Raw genomic sequence first — 16406 nt, forward strand, 5'->3', positions numbered from 1 at the left:
GGTAACGTCTATAGAGTCGCCACCCGCTCACGCCCGACCCAGGAGCACGAATCCCATGGCCCTCGACCACGCTTTCCTGCGCACACCACAGGACTTCAGCAGCATGCTCATCGAGATGCAGGAGGGCAGCTGGCCGCCGGACGAGGCGGACATCATCCGTATCGCCCAGGGGTGCTCGATGCTGATCGAGTGCATCGACGCCTGGGAGAGCGCCACGCACGGCAAGAACGTCTTCGACGTCGCCCGCGGAGAGATCTGCACGGCCGACGTACGGCGGCTCCTCGCCCAGGAAGTCTCACTGAGCTACGAGGGCGACGTCGCGGTGCTGCTGGTGCCACCTGCGGACGAACGTGTGCGCGTGGAAATCCGTGCCGACGTCGACGAATACCAGGGCCTGCTGCGCCGTCCGGAGATGGTCCTGGATTGGGAGCAGGATGGCAAGCAGCACGAGCACTACATCTCACTCAAGCCCAAGGGTGCGCACTGGTACATGCTGTCGCAGCTGCGCGACGACATGAAGGAAGGCCGGCTTGCCGTCCGGTCCTAGCTCCGCCGGCCGTGGGCCTCCTGCGGCCTCTAGAATGAAATCAGCCCGTTGCCTGATGGCACCGGGCTGATGGGTTCGACTACAGAGGGGCGCAGGTCAGCGGCCCAGGTTCACGGGACGGCCGGTTTCGCCATTCCGACGCGCCGGAGAGCCGCATTCACTGCAGCGATTCTTCTTCAGTATCGTTGGCACTGCCTGTCAACTCTGCGCGTCGGGCCTCAAACAGCATTTCATTGATTGCGAACTCCGCGTTCCCTGACCACGCTTCGCTGCCGAATGCAGTGATGTCGTAGTACTCGGGGATGCCGTCGCCTTCCGGATCGGTAAAGCCAACCCCAAGGTCGTCGCATTTCAGCATGACCTTCCGCTCGCCATACGAAGCCGTCAACTCCCAGTTGCCGAAGTAACTGCCGTAAATGGTGAGATCCAAGGGGACCCCGGCAACGTCTACCAGCAGATTGGAGGATTGACTCCTCCTCTGTTCCGGCCAAGACGCCAGACCATCAAGTTCGACGGTGACCCCCGGGACCAGAGTAAGAGCATCCATGACGTTGTCCAGCGCGTCACTTTGCTCCCTCCAGCCACTTCCACCTGCATCGACATAGCAATTTGTCACCAGCGCATCCTCAGCTGACGTGGACCCGGCGGGCAGGGAAATATCCGCTCGCAGAAGGGCCCTTGGAACAGTTGCTTCCTGCGTCCTGGTGCTTCCACGGCTCCAATGAGATTCCAGAAGGCCTGCGATCCTCACCTCCGCAAGATAGAAGGCCGTGAACGTCAATGCAGTGGCGTCCTGCTTGGTGTGGTTGAGGCCGACGAGTTTGGCCGAGGCGGCATCGACGTCGAACGAAAGGGAGGAAATATCGTCGGGCACCAGATCCTCCCAGTCACCCATATTCCCTTCGCTGATCGTGACGTCCCGCAACAGAACATTGCCCTCGTAGGCAAGCCGCAGAGCCAAGCTGAGCCCGTCGGCATCACTTGGAACTGAACCAAATATCTTTTCGGTGGCCCTCCTGAGATCGCTGAAGATGTGGGGACCTTCGGTCCCGAGCCACTGCTGATAGGCGGTGCGGGTGTCCTTATCTGCCGAGACAACTACATACTCCAGGTCCCGACTTCGCCCCTCATGGATGTACGCCCGGAGGTGAGCACTGTCGGCTGTGCCGGTTTTTACCTCACTCTTTCGTTTGGCCGGTCCTTCCAGCAGGATCTGGTCACGAAGAGCTTCATGGGCAAAATCTGCGGTACTGAGGATACGGATGCTGGACCCCAAGGATGTGATGACCCCGCTCAGGTCCAGCGCGATGTCTTTGGCTGTCTTTTCATCCGGGACCTCCACCGAAAACCCGGCACTGTGAAGCTTCTTTGTCGCAGCCCGGAGTGATACGTGGTGGGCGTGTAGGTGCTGGCCCCATTCCCAGATAACGGTGTCCGTTACCCAGATTTCAATGCGCCCGTGCTTATCAGCGCGGGAACAAAGAGACCTCAGTGTTTCCATGCCGGGCGCTTCGGCGAAGATGTTTGTGTCGAGCGCGATTGCTCCGACGCGGCTGAAGTTCGGATCGGACCCGGGAGCAGTTTCCATGCCCTGATCGTCGGGCAAAGTTCACCGATTCGACAAATTGTCCCGTCACAAGCCCTTTTTACGGTTCGCGGAGACGCACCCCAGGACCGTTCGCTGTATCCCAGTGCGTCACGGCGCTCATCGGATCGGCCGCCCTTCCCGCTCGCGCTCGAGCTTCGCCTGCTTCTTCGTCGCCTCCCGCACCCGGTCGCGGACGAAGACCGCGTCCTTGTGCGTGATCGGTGCTTCGTGGATGTTGTGCGATCCGCGCAGGAAGTTGCTCGTGCGGTCCGCGATCGAGTACGCGAGTGCCTGCTCGATCGCCGCGCTGGTCTCCTTTACCTCACCCAGCTGCCCGTGCAGCGCGGCCAGGCCCTCGGTCTGCTCACGGCCCCTCCGTTCCAGGGCTTCCATGCGCGCCGCGATACTGCCCAGCAGCGGATCACGGGAGCGGAACAGCTGCGCCGCGCGCCGGGTGGCGGCATCGGTCGCCAGTCCAAGGTCGAGCTGGGCCAGCAGAAAGGCCGTGACCAGGCTTGCCTGGCTCAACCGCTCGGCGAACTCGCGGGCTGCCGTGTCGCCGACACCGAGCTCACGGACGGCCGCTGAGCGCAGCTGCTCCCGCAGCGCACCGACGATGGCCTCGGGCACGGCCCGGACGGCAGGCTGGCTCTTCACGCCCTCGAGCCGGAAGCCGCTCTGTGGCAACGACTCGCTGCCTTCGTCACCTCCGCCGGAGCCGCCCCTGGCCGCCGCAGACTGCACGGCCTCCTGATGGTCGGTGTGCTGGAGCGGGACGGGCGGGATGAGGTTGGCATCTTCCGGCGGCGACACCGGGAGGGCCGCGGGGTGCGCTTCGGCGTCAACGTCGTCGTGCACCTGCGGCATTGCTGCTGTGTCCACGGCGACCGCGTCGCTCTGGGCCGGGGGAGTGGCGCTGCCTGCTCCCGAGCCTCCCCGCTGTCCGGCACCGGTGTCCCGGTCAAGGTTCTCGGCGCTCTGCTGCGGGGCCTCATCCTTCTCCGGCGTGTCCTGCTCCGGCTCCGCCGGCTGTGCCCGTTCCTGGGCCCGCTTCAGGCCCTCGCTCCCGCCGGTCCGGTACGCATCGAGGAAGGACGTATCGACGTCCATCAGCTCGTCGGTGGACGGCATGATCTCGTTCAGACCCTGGCTCACGTCAGCTCCCCGTTCTCCTCGTCCAGCAGATAGTTGTCGCCCCTGGTCAGCCCGAGCAGGGAATCGAAGCCCATGGTCACGACCCGCTCGAGGTTGGCGTTGTTCGTCGAAAGCGCCTTGAGCTCGTCGACGACCTGGTTGATGCGCGCGGTGAGCAGATCAGGGATGTCGAAGTCGAGATTCTCGCGCCGGATCTTCTCGGCGATCGCCTCGGCGTAGTACTCGTTGGCTGAGGGGTAGCCGCGCCGCTGCGCCCAGTACTCCGCCCGCTGCTTCTCGTCCGAGGACAGGCGGGTAAAGACCCGCTCCCTGCGGTCGCTGCCGTTCTGGTCGGTGCTCGGTCCACCGGACCTGGTCGCAACCCGCGCAGCGGGAGGCGCAGCCTTCGGCTCGTCGACGACGGTCATGTCTGGCCTCTCCTGTCATATTCGACTGATGTACGAGTCCATCCTAACGTCATTCGAATGCCTGTCACGAATGATTGAGCAATGACTTGTGACAGACCTTTGCGGAGAGGTCAAGCAGAGAGGTAGAGTCATCTGCGTCACCCGGTCAGCGCCTGATCGCGTGTCCCCCTAAAGTGAGCGGCCCCGGGTCATTCGGCCCCGATGCCGGGGCCGCCCCACAAATGGTTCGACCTGGGCGCGATGGAAACCACGCCGGCATTATGCTCGAACCTGTGGAAATTACGCTGACCGTTGAAGATGCCCAGGGCGGACTGACCTATGTCACTGCCACGGGTCCCAACTATGACACGGCCCTGGCCGCGGCCAAGGAGAAAATCCCGGAAGAATCCCGCGCGATCGTCATCCGCACCGAGAGATCTGAAGCGTAGCGGCATCAAAACAAAAAAGAACCCCACCCGGCTGTAGCCGGGTGGGGTTCTTCGCTGTCAGGCAGTCAACCTTGCAAGGTTCAGGTGCTGCGAGGCCTTCGGGCCTTCAGACCAAGAATGATGAGCCCAAGCAGGCCGAGAGGAATGCTCAGTATGCTCAGGACGATATAGACGAGGACTTTTCCGATCATGTGAGCAATGAGGAGCGGCCCCGCGAGAATGAACCCGCTCAATCCGCGCGCTATCGGGGCCGTGGCCCTGAAGTAAAGTTCCCGCGCCAAGGGGAACAGCCCTATATGCAGGACCGTCACGACCGCACCCAGAACCCATTCCGCAAGAACACCAGCTCCGGTCCGCCGTCCGGCCTGGAACCCCTGGGCCAGGGCAGCCGGCGCAAACGGCAGGGCCAGCAGAAGGCTCGACGTCAGGTACGTGAAACGGAGATCCTTCCAGGCGGCCAAGAGGCCGTTCACTCAGCTTCCTTGACCAGCGCCGTCCGGACGCCGGTGTACTCCCGCTCAGGTTTGAAGAACCTCCCGACCTTTTCAAAAAAGGTGTACGGCTCCCCTTCGACAAAAGGGACCTCGCCGGTGTAGCCGGCGGATGCGGCGAGTTCCCGGACCTGGGGATCCAGCGGCCGAAGCTGATCCCGGTGATAGTAATGCCCCCATACCTGGACAGCTCCCTGCACTACCACGACGGAAGGGAACGACTGGACTCTGGAGCCGTTCCTGCTCGCACCCTTGACGTAGCCGTGCTCTCCGGCCGAATGGTCATCCAACAAGAAGGAGATGGTCCGCTCGCCCCGGGCCCATGAGGGCAACGCCTCGGGGGACTGATCGAGGAAGTTGAACCATGCGGTCACGCTGTCCACCTCGTGGGTCGACGGGTAGAAGCCGCTTTCGTCCGGGTCGGGGGCATTGTCCTTCAACCGGAGACCGTGGGAGGTGGACAGGCTGTCAAGGCGTTCACCTGTGTGAACGACGAGAGTGCCGTCTTCCCTGAGCTCGGGCATCTGCCGGGGCTCCACGGGCCACCGGGCGCTGGTGTCCCATGCAGGGTCGGCCGTGTCCAGGGCACTGACGTCGCAGAAGCGGGAGTCAACGATGCGGGCTGCCACGGGCTCCGACAGGCCGGCACTGCGGAGTGCCTTTTCCGCATAGCCTGGGCCATGGCCGCCATAGCCCACGCTCACGCCGTCGATGCCGATCCACTCGCCCGTGCCCAGCTGCCAGAGCATGTGTGGCACAAGGTACTTGTCCGGATGGCGGTACCTGAAGGCCTGGGGATGGAAGCCGCTGCGCATCAGCACGTCTCCGGAGTGGAACCCACTGATTGAGCGCACAACAACGGTTCCGCACGCATCCACGAAGTCGCCGGCCAGCAGATACGGCAGTACGGGAACACGGCCGCCCTCTACCGGGTTGTCCCCGGATGCCCATTCACCCACGTTCCATGGAGTGCTTTGCTCAAAGTCATAACCCAGCAACCTGTCCAGGTTGCTTCTCTGGTCCTCGCCCAGAATCTTCGCCGCCTGGTACTGAATGTCCTGTTCGGCGGTCTGAATCCGGTAGTAGGCCTCGGCCTTGCTGTTGGCCTGATCCTCATCATCGTCGCCGACGTCCTGCAAGCAGGCCCTGTAATACGCAGCCCGCCATTTGTTGCGCTCCGCAAGCAAAGCAACGAGGGTCTTGTATTCGTCCTGGTGCACTTGGTCTCCTTTTGACGGCCAGGCAATAGTCCATTTGCTGGGGATATGCCGGGCTGGACACTACCCGGTGGTTACGTCAATGAGAAGTCATATGTGTGTTTTCGCAAACCAAGACACCCTGGCTCCGCGTGCCCGACCGGGATGTCTGTGGTCATTGCCAGGTCTGGCCGCACCAGCAACGGCCCTCTTCGTGTTCCTGGATGACCAAGACCCGTTCCTCGCCGAGCAGAATGATGTCTTCGTAGCTGAGCATGCCTCCAGTGCAGCATCGGTTGCCGACTGCAGGTAGGGGAGTCCTGGCGTATGTGGAAAACCGCAGGGACGATCAAGCTCGTTCCGGTATGCCCAGCCGCCTTATTCCATGGTCCTTCAACCTCCATCCGAGCCAGGCCTACCATGGAGGAGGGGAGCTCCGTCGGCCGATTGTCGGGACAGGTCATGGCACCACACAACGCGAATAGGCGGGACAACCGCACCCCTGGAATTGCAACATTGCGCCCCGGGCACCGCATCAGGGAAATACGCCAGGACCTCCATGACCGACACCCCGCCCGGGCCCGCTACCAGGTCATTGCTGCTCATCATCCGTTAGCCGGCGGGGCACCCCTTGTGCCCCCGGCCTCGGATGAATACCAGATCCGTCTCTACACGCGGTCCCGCAGCGGAGACGTAAGGATGCGACTCGCCGCGGTCAGGGAGGCCATAGCAACCTCGCCATATGTCTGGGAGGACCTCGCCGATGATGGCGTGCGGGAATGGGTTGAGCCTTCGATTGAGGACGATGTGCTGTTGTCGGCTGCACTGGTGTCTCTGGGAACTTTGAGCGCCGAGGAACGCCCTTATTTGGGCAAGTTCGTGGTCGAGGAGATCTACGAGATTCTGACAAGTGCAGAAGCGGAATACTGGCACCGGGCCGTATCAGGCCGCCGCCGGCACTGACCGAATCAGCCTGGTTCCGAGATCCTACGGACCAAACGTCGTTCTTGAACCTATGAAGCATGGGCCTCTCGGCTGAACTCTGCAAGAATCACGGCATGGTCGACCGCACTGCGTCCGATGAGCACTACGTGCTTGACCTGTGCGATGGCGTCCTCGGCATGAGCAGCTGTCGCCAAGCGACGTTCGATTGGCTCCGCGGCGACCCGTCCCCTTTGCGACCCCTCGGAACCAAGCTGCCCGTGGACGGCTTTTGGTCCGATCTCAAGCTCGTCGTCGAGTTCCAGGAGGAGCAGCATTCGAAACCGTCACCGTTCTTCGATCGGCGGCAGACCGTCTCTGGTGTGGGTCGCGGCGAGCAACGTCGCCTCTACGACGAACGCAAGCGACTTCTTATCCCCGAACATGGATTGAAGCTCGTTGTGATCGAGAAGTCCGCGTTCATCGTCAAGTCGAAGCGTATCCGGCGCGACCCGACGAGGGACATTGCCGTGGTGCGCGCGCACCTCGGCAATGCGCAGCCAAAACGGCTCTAGTGCCGACGTCGCCATCGAAGTGCTGTGATCGGTAGAAGCCAGTCAACGGCATGACGAAAACCCGCGATGGATGAGCCTCAGACCTTTGCGCTGGCAGTGCAGTCCACGAGTGCCGAGGTGAAGTCCTTCGACTTCCAGATCTTCTTGTCCTCGTCCTTCGGCAGGAAGTCCGAGATCGATCCGGCCCCTATTGGTGCGCCGCCGGCGAGGAAGCGCAGCGTCTCCTGTGAGAACCCCGCCTGGAAGACGACGCCCGCCAGGCAAGCGCCCGAGGCTGCGTAGGTCTTCTTCTGATCCTCGTTCAGCGCATAGGAGGAGAACGTCGAAACGAGCCCCGCGGTCAGCTGTGAGGAGGAGTTGATGCTCGTGCCCTGCGGCACCGTGAACTTCGGCGTGAGATCCGGCTGCCGGGCCTGGGGGAGCTCCTGTCCCTGCTTCGGCGGCACGTAGACCTGATCCTTGCCGTCCTTGCTGGTCGTGGCACCCGGGGCCGGGGTCGGCGGGATCACCGCGTCGACGCAAGCGTCGAACTTGTCGCGCAGCTCGGGGGAGAGCATGATCGCGGCGTCCATCGCGCTGACCTCGCGCAGGCCATTTGCCACCGCGGCGATGTCGTCGCTGCCCTTGCCCACGATGTAGGCCTGCGCGGCGTCCGAGAGCTTCTTGTCCTGGACGGCGCGGACCAGGCACGCGCCGCCGTCGGTGCTCTTGGCCCCGGTGCCCTGGAACACGAGCCGGTCCAGCGCCTTGCCGAGGTCCTGGCTGGTCACCTTCGCCGCGCTGGTGCTCGGGCTCGGCGACGGCTGCGCCGTCTCTGAGCCGGCGGAGCATCCGGCGAGCAGGCTGCCCAGCACCGCCAGTGCGGCGGCGGACAATGCCGCCTTCCTCGTCATCGGGGTCTTCATCGCCATGGCCTCTCCTGTCGGGTCGATGTCTGCGCCGGATGGCACAGAGCCCGCATCCGACTGGTCTTCCAGTACATCTTATCCGATAGGCAAATCGAATGGTCTATCGATTGATGCGCGAAGAGCGACACCAAAGGCGGCTGACAGAAGGTCTGCGCCAGGCCCTGGCGATGCCTGGTATCGCCAGGGGGCAGCTGGGCTGGGAGGGATCAACGGAGTTGATCCGGACGGGTGCTCGACGCGTCCCGAGCGCGTCACCGGTCCCTGAGTGGGCCGGGTCGGGACGGCTTGCCGCGCCCGGACGACGCCGAGCGAGAGAGGGACTGCCAATGACCCGGACGACTGTGCCGACGGACCTGATGCCGCGCTGCCAGATCGCGGACCCGCAGGTGCAGGAGCACCTGCCGTGCCAGCACCACGAGAGCGGCGGCGTCCAGTGCGAGAACCCCGATCCGCACACGGACGATCACTGGATCTCGGAGCACACAATTTCCCACGCGCTGGCCGGAAACGGCTACGCCTGCACGGCATTCGACCCCGCAGAGCCGGCCCGAGCCTTCCAAGGGCCTGTCCAGGCCTACACCGAACAGCAGATGGTCGACGCGCTCCTGCGCTGCGCCGCGGACCGGGACAGCCTCCCGCGCAACGACTACATCCGCCGCAGACACGACGACGAACCATCCGCGCCGCTGCTGGAGCGCCGGTTCGGCTCCTGGAATGCAGCCCTGGAGAGAGCGGGGCTGAACACCACCGAGCAGCCGCTGCACTTCCAGGGCGCGACCACGAAGTGGACCGAGGAGATGATCCTCGACGCCCTGCGCGAGTGCTGGATCAAGACCGGCTCCATCGCCGTGCTCGCCTACGAGGCCTGGCGCACCGGCGGCACCGACGGCATCTGCCGGACCCATGTTCCGCCGGCGGCCACCATCCGGTTCCGGATGGGGAGCTGGTCGCGGGCCACGCAGCTCGCCGTGGGCTGAGCCGGCGGCCCTGGCGCAGGTGGCTGCCATCCCGCTCATCCCACTGACCGCACACAGACCGAAGGACTCCATCATGACGATCGCCCGCCCCCTCCATGACGTCATCGACGACGCACCTCCGTCGGACGCCATCGCACAGCAGATCCAACTGCAGGCCGCCGCTGCGCTCCTGCCCGAACAAGAGTGGTGCGGCGGCTGCACCCCCGGGGACGATCCGGTCCCCGACGTCGAGGGCGGCATCCCTGGCATGCCGCAGGACGTCGTCCTGCGCACGACAGAGCAGCTGTCGCTGCCCGCGGACTGGAAGGCCGCCTGGGGCCCGGCCCCGCTCTACGACATCGCCCACCTCGCCTGTGGGCACACCGTTGCCCGCCGGGCCTCCTGACCCGGGCAGGGATGCAGCGACGCAGCGCAGCTGCGCCGGGGGACTCATCGACTGAACCATCGACCAGTGAAGGAGCGTCCCGCTCATGCCCATGACACCACTGCAGAGCTGGGCCCTCATCGTGCTTCTCGCCGTCTTTGTGCTCGGGCTCATCTGGCTCTCCGCCGAGGCCGAGGCTGCGCTCCGGCGCAGACATACAGACAAGGCGGCAGCACAGCAGCCGCAGGACGAGGAGGCAGACAGCTCACTCGTTCCCAGTCCTGTACCCACCGCCCGCCCGACCCTTCGTCTCATCCAGGGGCAGGGCCAGGGCTCCGCGAGGTCCCGTCGCGGTCCCGCCGAGGTCTACGACTGGGCCCGCCGGGGAATCTAAAGAGACCCCTTCCGGCCCCTGGCCTCCTGCGGGGCTGGGTCAAGACTTCATGCGGCCCACCGCCGCACCACGAACAGCCCCGGGCCGTCGCGAGAAGCGCCGGACACACCGTTCCTGCCGCAGCCCGGCAACGAAGCCACGGCGGCCCGGGGTCAACAACCATTCACCTGCCCGTGCAGGCATCGAAAGCGAGAAGAACCATGGACCAGACCATCGCACCGCCCGTCATCAGGCACAGCGTCGCCGTCGACTTCGGCGTCATCGAGCTCACGGGCACCCTTCAGCACGCCGACGCCCAGCGCAGCCTCGTACTCCTGACCGAGGAGGCCCCCGAGCGCATCTCGGTGAACCTCGAGGCATATGGCCTCGTAGCCGGCCCGGGGCGAGTGTTCATCAAGGACTGGTCGGAACACGCTGGCCTGGCCGAGCGCCTGCAGGAGGCGGGGCTCGTGCGCATCATGCGCTCCGTGACCGTCGGCCCGTTCGCCTCCACCGCCCACGAAGTCGAGGTGACGCTCTGATGGCCGCGGACACCCATGCGCTGAGCATCCTGAAGCTGAGCACCGGCCGCCTCGAGAAGATCGAACAGCTCCAGGGACGGATGCTCGCCCTCGGCGAGGAACAGCTGGAGGTCGCGCGCCGCCAGCTCGAGGCCCAGGACACTCAGAACGTCCTCGCCTGGCTGCAGCTGCAGCAGGCCCAGGGGCCTACACCGGACCCGACGCTCGTGGACCTGGTCCGCCGGCGGTTGCGAATCTGAAGCAGACAGGAGAAACGCCATGGACAACATCATCGAGAGCAGCGGAGTCCTCATCGCCACTCTTGCCTTCATGATCTGCCTCGCGTGGCTGGGCTGGTTGCTGTTCCGGCGACGGTTCCCGAACCGGGACGGGCAGATCGCGTACCTGGAGGAGGACTACCGGCGGGCCTGCGAGAGCGGAGACGTAGCCGCGGCCGATCAGATCGAGGCTGAACTCTGGGATCTGGGGGCAGCGCCAGGCTGGCCTGGGGCCGGACGTACCGGGTTCGATCAGCGCAGCTGATGCGGGACTTGTGATGCAAGGGCATCTGGGATCAACGCAGTTGATCCGGAAGGAGCACTGAGGAGCGCTCGATCAGCACAGCTGATCCGAGTCTTCATTCGAAAGATCATCGTCTGATCAGCACAGCTGATCCGGATGGGGGTCTGAGAGACAACCGAACACTTCAACTCACCATCGCGCGCGGAGCAGGGACACTGCCCGCGCGTTTCGTGCACAACGAGGAGAAACACTCATGTCGAACCCCCGCAACTCCGCCACCGTCATCGGCCGCCTGACCAAGGACCCGGTCGTCTTCAACAACCAGGACGGCTCCAAGAAGGTCGCGTTCACCCTGATGGCCGATCACAACTACACCGACAGCCAGGGCAACCGCGGAGCTGACGCTGTGCCGGTCGAGGCTTTCGTGCGCGCGACCACCAACGGCATCGGCCCGTTCGCGAGCATCCACAAGGGTGACCTCGTGGCCGTGAACCTCAAGCTGCGCCAGGACCGCTACACCAAGAACGGTGTCGAGGTCTTCGAGCTCAAGGCAGTCGTCGAGGACATCACGTTCCTCGAGCCCCGCTCAGTGACCCAGGCCCGCGTGAACGAGCGCGTCGCTGCCGCCGAGGCGCAGAACCAGGCCCTGCAGACCCAGCCGGCTCCGGCTCCCGTCGCAGCCGCTGCCGCACCGCAGCCGGCCGTCGCCAGCGCCGTCCACAGCGAGGAGCTGCCCTTCTCCTGAGAAGCGCGCCCCGCACCCAGCACAACCCACAACTGAATAACAACCGAATAGGCGGGTCGCACACGCCGACAGTCCCCGTCCGAGGAGCCTCGCGCTGCTCGGACGGGGATCTGCTTTTGCTGGCCGCCGTCCTGCCCTGCCCCCAACGTCATTAGCCAAGAGAAGGAGTTCCGCCATGCAGATCGTCGCCGACGCGACCGTCGAGGCCACCGATCACGACCAGGCCCTGCACGCAGGGCTCACCGCCGTCGTCGGCTCGGTGATCACCGACCACCCCGGACCGGATGTCGAGGCCATGGTCGACGACGTCGTCACCGCCGTCATCCAGAAGCTGCGCCTTCACGCCAGCCAGGTCTTCGTCGCCGATCACGGTGGTGCCCGCCCCGTGGAGCGCTTCCGCACCGTCACCGGGCGGATGGACCTGGAGGACCCGGAATGAGCCTGGTCCAGCAGCTCGAGCCCGCCGCCGAGGTCCAGCCGGCTGCCGGGCTTCCCGCGGCGGCGTGGATCCTCGCCGAGGCATATCCCCAGATCGTCGACTTCGACCCCAGTGGGATGACGATCGAAGAAGTGCACTACTTCCTCGGTGAGTCGGCTGCCGTCGCCTTCTTCCAGTTCCTGGTCCTCACCAAGCGGTGCAAGGCCGCCGTCGGGATCCGGCGCTGAGAGCTTCCGTACAGAGCGGTTCGATCCCTCCGTGGCTCCGGCCCCACCAGCGCCCCGCGCGCCCTGCCCTGCCCTCCCGGCAGCAGCGGCGTGGCGGGGCGCTGTCTTTTCGTTCAGGTTTCGTTCGTGGCCTGTGTGGAGGGGATCGGCACAGCCGATCCGGATCTGACGACGAAGGACAACGTCCCCGTCCTGCCACACTTCACTGGAGGTCCGCCATGTCTGGTCTCAGCTGCCCCAACGATGGCGCGCCGATGGAGTCCGACGCCACCGCGCCGGCCGGCGCGGTTGCGCCTGCACCCACACCTGCCCGGAGTGCGGCTACTCCGAGATCCCCTGATCACCGCCCATCAACCGAGGAGGGGCCATGTCGACCTCCGTGCAGCACCGTCATCACCGCAACAACGACCACACCCTCACCGGCTTCCTGTCCGCCGTCACAGCGGTCTGCCAGGAGCTGAACGCCGCCGACGACGCCGACGAGCTCGAGCGCCACGTCGGCTGGGTCTCGCACTCGTGCGAGCCGGACTACCAGGTGCTCGTCGAGCTGATCGGCCCCGCGCCGGGCCTCGCCCTGCAGCTGGTCATCGACCTGGACATCGACTCGACGGTCGCCTCCGCGCAGATCGTCGGCACGGCCGATGACGAGTCGTTCACGACGGACGTCGAGGTCGGAGTCCGGTTCCTGTCCCATCTCGTCGAGCACCACCTCGCGCCAGCGGCCAGGCCGTGCGACGGCTGCACGGCTCCGGACTCCCTGCGGGCACCGACCTGGAAGTGAGTGGCGAACGGCTCCTCGTCCCTTTCGTCACAACCCCTCGCCGGCTCCTTCCCGGAACCGGCCCACGGCGCTCTAGCTCAGCGGAAGAGCACTCGGCGTTCTGACTGCCCGCGGTTCGATTCCGCATCAATCCCTGGTCGGGCAGACCCAGGCAACAGGCCCGTTGCAGGGCGACGCACGAGAGGTCACGGGTTCGATCCCCGTGAGCGCCACAGAGCCAGGGTCGTACAGGCCCGCGCGATCCATCAGCTGCACCAGCTGCACCAGCCAGAAGGGCACTGCCATGACCGACACCATCACCCCCGCCTTCCTCGACATCGTCAAAGACGGCGGTCCTGCGGTCCAGGAGGTTCTGTTGCGCTCGACCGAGCGCCACCGCATCCTCGGCGGCAAGAGCGCTCGGATGCTGCGCCGGGGCGACCGGGTCGCGCTGCGCGACCTGAACCCTGATCTGGATGGCGGCACAGCCGTCGTCGAGCAGGTGCGGCCCTCGGTGGGCAGCACTGTCCACATCCTCACCGTCGGCGGTGAGGCCCACCTCGTCCGCGGCTCGCGCCTCGTGCTCGTCGCCCGCGGACCTGAACAACCCTGACCAGCAAGGAAACCGCCATGTACACCGGACCCATCAGCAACGGCATGCTGCTCGGCATGACGCACAAGGGACGCAGCGCATTGATCCGCGAGCTCAGCCCGGACGTGCGCCGCAAGCTCGCACACATCGCCTCGCTCGGTGCCGAACAGGAGACCAGGAAAGCCGCAGAGCACTTCGACGCTGGCCGGCGTGTCTGGGCCGGTACCAGGCTCGACCACGCCCAGTCACTGAGCCGGCTCGCTGCTGAGCTCACGGGCGAGCCCGACGGCGTCTTCATCGTCGAACCCATCGACTCCGGATCCGTCGCGGCAGGCAACTGATCTCTCTCACTGGACCCCTGGCACCGAGCCCATCGCTCAGGGCCGGGGGTCCTGTCTTTCTCTTTCCGGAACAGCCAGCACAGCTGGCTCGGGCGTGCCCGTGGAGAAGCACGCCTGCCACCCCGGCCAGAGCGCCCGACGACCCCTCCAGCAAGGAACCCCACCATGAAGCGCACCCCCTCCAGATCTGTCTTCGGCGGCCTCATCGCCGCCGTGCTCTGTATCGTCACGCTGACCGGCTGCGAGGACCTGCCGAAGGCCCCCGGCGTCCCGGGTACGCCGTCCACCAGCACTGCGGCAGCCCAGGACCCGGGACAGGTGTCCTCTGGCAAACCGGCGAGCGTGGAGACCAAAGTCATCCGTGTCATCGACGGCGACACCGTCGCCGTGCTGCCGGTGGCCGGCCTGCTCGAGGCGACCGACAAGCATATCGGGATCCCCGAGCACACAGTCAGGCTCCTGGGCATCGACGCGCCCGAAATGAACTATCACAAGGATGCCGAGCCCGAGTGCGGCGCTAGGGCCGCCACTGATCATCTTGGCGGCATCCTGCCGCAGGGCATGCCAGTGACCATCGAGTTCGACCCCGGGGCAGACAGAACTGACCGTTATGGCCGTTCTCTCGCCTACGTCATCACACCGGCCCACAACGACGCCGCGCGACAGCAGGTCACCGACGGCTACGCCATGCCCTGGTTCCCCAAGGGCGAGCCGGAGCCCCAGCGGATCCCCGAGTACCGCACGGCGGCTGACAACGCCGTGGCACTGCATGCCGGTGCGCACTCACAGTGCTCCTCCATCGGCCGCGGCTGAGCCGCTGCACTTACAGACTACGAACCAGGAGAACCACATGCCCATCCCTACAGCACCCTCTGAACTGGACGAACTCCAGGTCGGCGACAAGGTCCTCGTCAAGAGGGTCCTCGACCACCCCGCCTGGATGAAGCAGGTCCCGTGCGATCCCCGCAATGGCTCCACCACGAAGTACGTCCGCGACCCGCAGGTCGTGGAGGAGCTGGGGGTGAGCAGCGTGATGGACCGGCGGGCGGTACCCGCGATCGCAGCTGCCGGCAACTGGCCGGGACGTGAGGCGCACACGCTGGTCCGCCTGCCCAACGGCTTCTGGTACGACTGCGCCACCGGCCTGCAGGACGGGTCCGGATCCACGCGCATCGAACGCATGCACTGAGCCTGAAAAGAGCCCGGCACGGGGGAGAGCCCCTGGTGCCGGGCTCGTCTCTTTCCTGGCGGCTCGTCAGATCGGCACAGCCGATCCGGATCTGGACTCGAAGGAGACACCCGCTCCTTCCCGACCAGAAGGAGCAGCACGATGAGCAACGACGACCACAAGTGCAGCCTGGCCCAGCTGGAGCGGGCGCTCGAGGTGCTCGACGGAAAGCTGAAGCGCCTGGGGCTGAACGCCCCGGTGCAGATCCGTGCGATCGGCGGCTTCGCGCTCATGAAGTACGGCATCCGTGCTGCGGACCGGGCATTCACCGTCGACATCGACAGCGTCACCGGTGATTTCGCGCCAGAGGTCATGGCGGCAATCCATGAGGTGGCCGACGAACTGAACCTGGAGCGCGACTGGATCAACAACGACAACGTGATGGACGGCGACGACGCTGAGCTGGTGGCCTCGATATACCAGGCGCGCTGGATCGACGACGACACAGCGTACGAGAGCATCAGGCTTCAGCTGGCCAGTGTCCCCACGCTGACCCGCGCCAAGATCATCGCCGCGGACACCGCGGAGTTCTCCGGTCGTGCACAGGACCTGCCGGATCTCCTGGAATTGCTCCGATTCCAGGGCATCACCACCGCTGCCCGGTTCGATGCCGCTTACCCGGATCCCTACGACGAATACCCCGCCGCCCGCGAGGCCGTGCACGAGCACTTCGCTGCGGACAGGACGTTCGCCTGAAGAAGACCCCACCGTCAGAGCGCGTGCTCCGGCGGTGGGGTCTCTTTTTTTGTGTCCGTGGTTTACTGCTGGCCGGAATCTTCGGAGTTACCTCCGTCGTCGATGTCCTTCAGCCGCTGTTCCAGCCGGGTTGCGTGGGCCTCTTTGACTTTCCGGTAAACCTTGACGCCACCTGCAATGACCAGACCTGCAGCCGCCAAGACCCCCGCGGCGATCAGGTCCTCTGTACGGGCATCCTGCTTGCCTGCGTAGTAGCCCTTGCCATAGACCGCGCTTCCCGCCACGAATCTCTCCCTTTGTTGAATTTTGAACTCCGCCGAAAGCCTATCCCAGGGTGCGTGAAGGGGTTGTGCCGATGCTGCGGATCATCCGCGCCTTGCCGGCGCGGGGTCGGAACCTTCTTGT

At 65.2% G+C, this 16406-nt stretch carries 26 protein-coding genes and 1 tRNA gene; 20 read left to right on the top strand and 7 right to left on the bottom strand.

Annotated features, from left to right (window positions below; all coding sequences use genetic code 11):
* Positions 1-55: 55 nt before the first annotated feature.
* Entirely contained in the window at positions 56-547 is a 492-nt protein-coding gene (locus EU811_RS13135; protein WP_142938827.1) for a hypothetical protein, read from the top strand.
* A gap of 157 nt (positions 548-704) precedes the next feature.
* Here the strand turns inward: EU811_RS13135 and EU811_RS13140 are convergent, their stop codons facing one another.
* From EU811_RS13140 to EU811_RS13150, 3 genes are all read right to left on the bottom strand, one after another.
* A complete protein-coding gene (locus tag EU811_RS13140) occupies positions 705-2135 on the bottom strand; it encodes a hypothetical protein (RefSeq protein ID WP_142938828.1) in 1431 nt (476 codons plus the stop codon).
* A gap of 117 nt (positions 2136-2252) precedes the next feature.
* Positions 2253-3290, bottom strand: a complete 1038-nt coding sequence (locus EU811_RS13145) for a hypothetical protein (RefSeq protein WP_202979318.1) — start codon at positions 3288-3290, stop codon at positions 2253-2255.
* Positions 3287-3697 (bottom strand): hypothetical protein, encoded by a 411-nt coding sequence (locus EU811_RS13150; RefSeq protein ID WP_202979319.1) that lies wholly within the window; start codon positions 3695-3697, stop codon positions 3287-3289. Before EU811_RS13150 ends, EU811_RS13145 begins: the two co-directional genes overlap by 4 nt.
* A gap of 272 nt (positions 3698-3969) precedes the next feature.
* Here EU811_RS13150 and EU811_RS23535 point away from each other — a divergent pair, with 272 nt between their 5' ends.
* Positions 3970-4125 carry a hypothetical protein gene (locus EU811_RS23535; RefSeq protein ID WP_160147645.1) on the top strand — a complete coding sequence of 52 codons (156 nt, stop codon included), beginning with the start codon at positions 3970-3972 and terminating at the stop codon, positions 4123-4125.
* An 80-nt stretch (positions 4126-4205) separates the two neighbouring features.
* On the opposite strand, the gene EU811_RS13155 is transcribed toward EU811_RS23535, so the two are convergent.
* Together EU811_RS13155 and EU811_RS13160 are read right to left on the bottom strand one after the other, a co-directional pair.
* Positions 4206-4598, bottom strand: coding sequence for a hypothetical protein (locus EU811_RS13155; RefSeq protein WP_142938829.1), 393 nt, complete (start codon positions 4596-4598; stop codon positions 4206-4208).
* Positions 4595-5836 carry a hypothetical protein gene (locus EU811_RS13160; RefSeq protein WP_142938830.1) on the bottom strand — a complete coding sequence of 414 codons (1242 nt, stop codon included), beginning with the start codon at positions 5834-5836 and terminating at the stop codon, positions 4595-4597. Before EU811_RS13160 ends, EU811_RS13155 begins: the two co-directional genes overlap by 4 nt.
* Positions 5837-6274: 438 nt before the next feature.
* Here EU811_RS13160 and EU811_RS13165 point away from each other — a divergent pair, with 438 nt between their 5' ends.
* Positions 6275-6775: a hypothetical protein gene (locus EU811_RS13165; protein WP_142938831.1), complete on the top strand. Its 501-nt coding sequence runs from the start codon at positions 6275-6277 to the stop codon at positions 6773-6775.
* 95 nt (positions 6776-6870) lie between these two features.
* A complete protein-coding gene (locus EU811_RS13170; RefSeq protein WP_056388145.1) occupies positions 6871-7308 on the top strand; it encodes a hypothetical protein in 438 nt (145 codons plus the stop codon).
* Positions 7309-7385: 77 nt separating this feature from the next.
* Here the strand turns inward: EU811_RS13170 and EU811_RS13175 are convergent, their stop codons facing one another.
* On the bottom strand, positions 7386-8219 hold the full coding sequence (locus EU811_RS13175; protein WP_202979320.1) for a hypothetical protein: 834 nt from the start codon (positions 8217-8219) through the stop codon (positions 7386-7388).
* 323 nt (positions 8220-8542) lie between these two features.
* Here EU811_RS13175 and EU811_RS13180 point away from each other — a divergent pair, with 323 nt between their 5' ends.
* The 16 genes from EU811_RS13180 (at position 8543) to EU811_RS13250 (ending at position 16001) form a co-directional block, all read left to right on the top strand.
* Positions 8543-9193: a homing endonuclease associated repeat-containing protein gene (locus EU811_RS13180; RefSeq protein ID WP_142938832.1), complete on the top strand. Its 651-nt coding sequence runs from the start codon at positions 8543-8545 to the stop codon at positions 9191-9193.
* Positions 9194-9266: 73 nt separating this feature from the next.
* Positions 9267-9578: a hypothetical protein gene (locus EU811_RS13185; protein WP_142938833.1), complete on the top strand. Its 312-nt coding sequence runs from the start codon at positions 9267-9269 to the stop codon at positions 9576-9578.
* 85 nt (positions 9579-9663) lie between these two features.
* Positions 9664-9951, top strand: coding sequence for a hypothetical protein (locus EU811_RS13190; RefSeq protein WP_142938834.1), 288 nt, complete (start codon positions 9664-9666; stop codon positions 9949-9951).
* Between the two features lie 173 nt (positions 9952-10124).
* Positions 10125-10472, top strand: a complete 348-nt coding sequence (locus EU811_RS13195) for a hypothetical protein (protein WP_142938835.1) — start codon at positions 10125-10127, stop codon at positions 10470-10472.
* A complete protein-coding gene (locus EU811_RS13200; protein WP_142938836.1) occupies positions 10472-10711 on the top strand; it encodes a hypothetical protein in 240 nt (79 codons plus the stop codon). Before EU811_RS13195 ends, EU811_RS13200 begins: the two co-directional genes overlap by 1 nt.
* A gap of 19 nt (positions 10712-10730) precedes the next feature.
* Positions 10731-10994, top strand: a complete 264-nt coding sequence (locus tag EU811_RS13205) for a hypothetical protein (protein ID WP_142938837.1) — start codon at positions 10731-10733, stop codon at positions 10992-10994.
* Positions 10995-11226: 232 nt separating this feature from the next.
* Positions 11227-11718: a single-stranded DNA-binding protein gene (locus EU811_RS13210; protein ID WP_021473537.1), complete on the top strand. Its 492-nt coding sequence runs from the start codon at positions 11227-11229 to the stop codon at positions 11716-11718.
* Positions 11719-11893: 175 nt separating this feature from the next.
* On the top strand, positions 11894-12157 hold the full coding sequence (locus EU811_RS13215; protein ID WP_142938838.1) for a hypothetical protein: 264 nt from the start codon (positions 11894-11896) through the stop codon (positions 12155-12157).
* The gene (locus tag EU811_RS13220) at positions 12154-12384 is read left to right on the top strand and encodes a hypothetical protein (protein ID WP_142938839.1); all 231 of its coding nucleotides are present in this window, start codon (positions 12154-12156) and stop codon (positions 12382-12384) included. Before EU811_RS13215 ends, EU811_RS13220 begins: the two co-directional genes overlap by 4 nt.
* Before the next feature lie 367 nt (positions 12385-12751).
* Entirely contained in the window at positions 12752-13165 is a 414-nt protein-coding gene (locus EU811_RS13225) for a hypothetical protein (protein WP_142938840.1), read from the top strand.
* Positions 13166-13231: 66 nt separating this feature from the next.
* Positions 13232-13377: transfer RNA gene (locus EU811_RS23540), tRNA-OTHER, on the top strand.
* 71 nt (positions 13378-13448) lie between these two features.
* A complete protein-coding gene (locus EU811_RS13230) occupies positions 13449-13757 on the top strand; it encodes a hypothetical protein (protein ID WP_142938841.1) in 309 nt (102 codons plus the stop codon).
* A 17-nt stretch (positions 13758-13774) separates the two neighbouring features.
* Positions 13775-14077: a hypothetical protein gene (locus tag EU811_RS13235; RefSeq protein ID WP_142938842.1), complete on the top strand. Its 303-nt coding sequence runs from the start codon at positions 13775-13777 to the stop codon at positions 14075-14077.
* Between the two features lie 165 nt (positions 14078-14242).
* Entirely contained in the window at positions 14243-14890 is a 648-nt protein-coding gene (locus EU811_RS13240; RefSeq protein WP_142938843.1) for a thermonuclease family protein, read from the top strand.
* 37 nt (positions 14891-14927) lie between these two features.
* Complete coding sequence (locus EU811_RS13245) at positions 14928-15266, top strand: hypothetical protein (RefSeq protein ID WP_071416399.1); 339 nt, start codon at positions 14928-14930, stop codon at positions 15264-15266.
* Positions 15267-15407: 141 nt separating this feature from the next.
* Positions 15408-16001 (top strand): hypothetical protein, encoded by a 594-nt coding sequence (locus EU811_RS13250; RefSeq protein ID WP_142938844.1) that lies wholly within the window; start codon positions 15408-15410, stop codon positions 15999-16001.
* A 62-nt stretch (positions 16002-16063) separates the two neighbouring features.
* Here the strand turns inward: EU811_RS13250 and EU811_RS13255 are convergent, their stop codons facing one another.
* Positions 16064-16285: a hypothetical protein gene (locus tag EU811_RS13255; RefSeq protein WP_142938845.1), complete on the bottom strand. Its 222-nt coding sequence runs from the start codon at positions 16283-16285 to the stop codon at positions 16064-16066.
* Positions 16286-16406 lie beyond the last annotated feature (121 nt).

Origin of the sequence: Arthrobacter sp. TS-15 (assembly GCF_006964045.1) — a bacterium.
Taxonomy (GTDB): Bacteria; Actinomycetota; Actinomycetes; order Actinomycetales; family Micrococcaceae; genus Arthrobacter.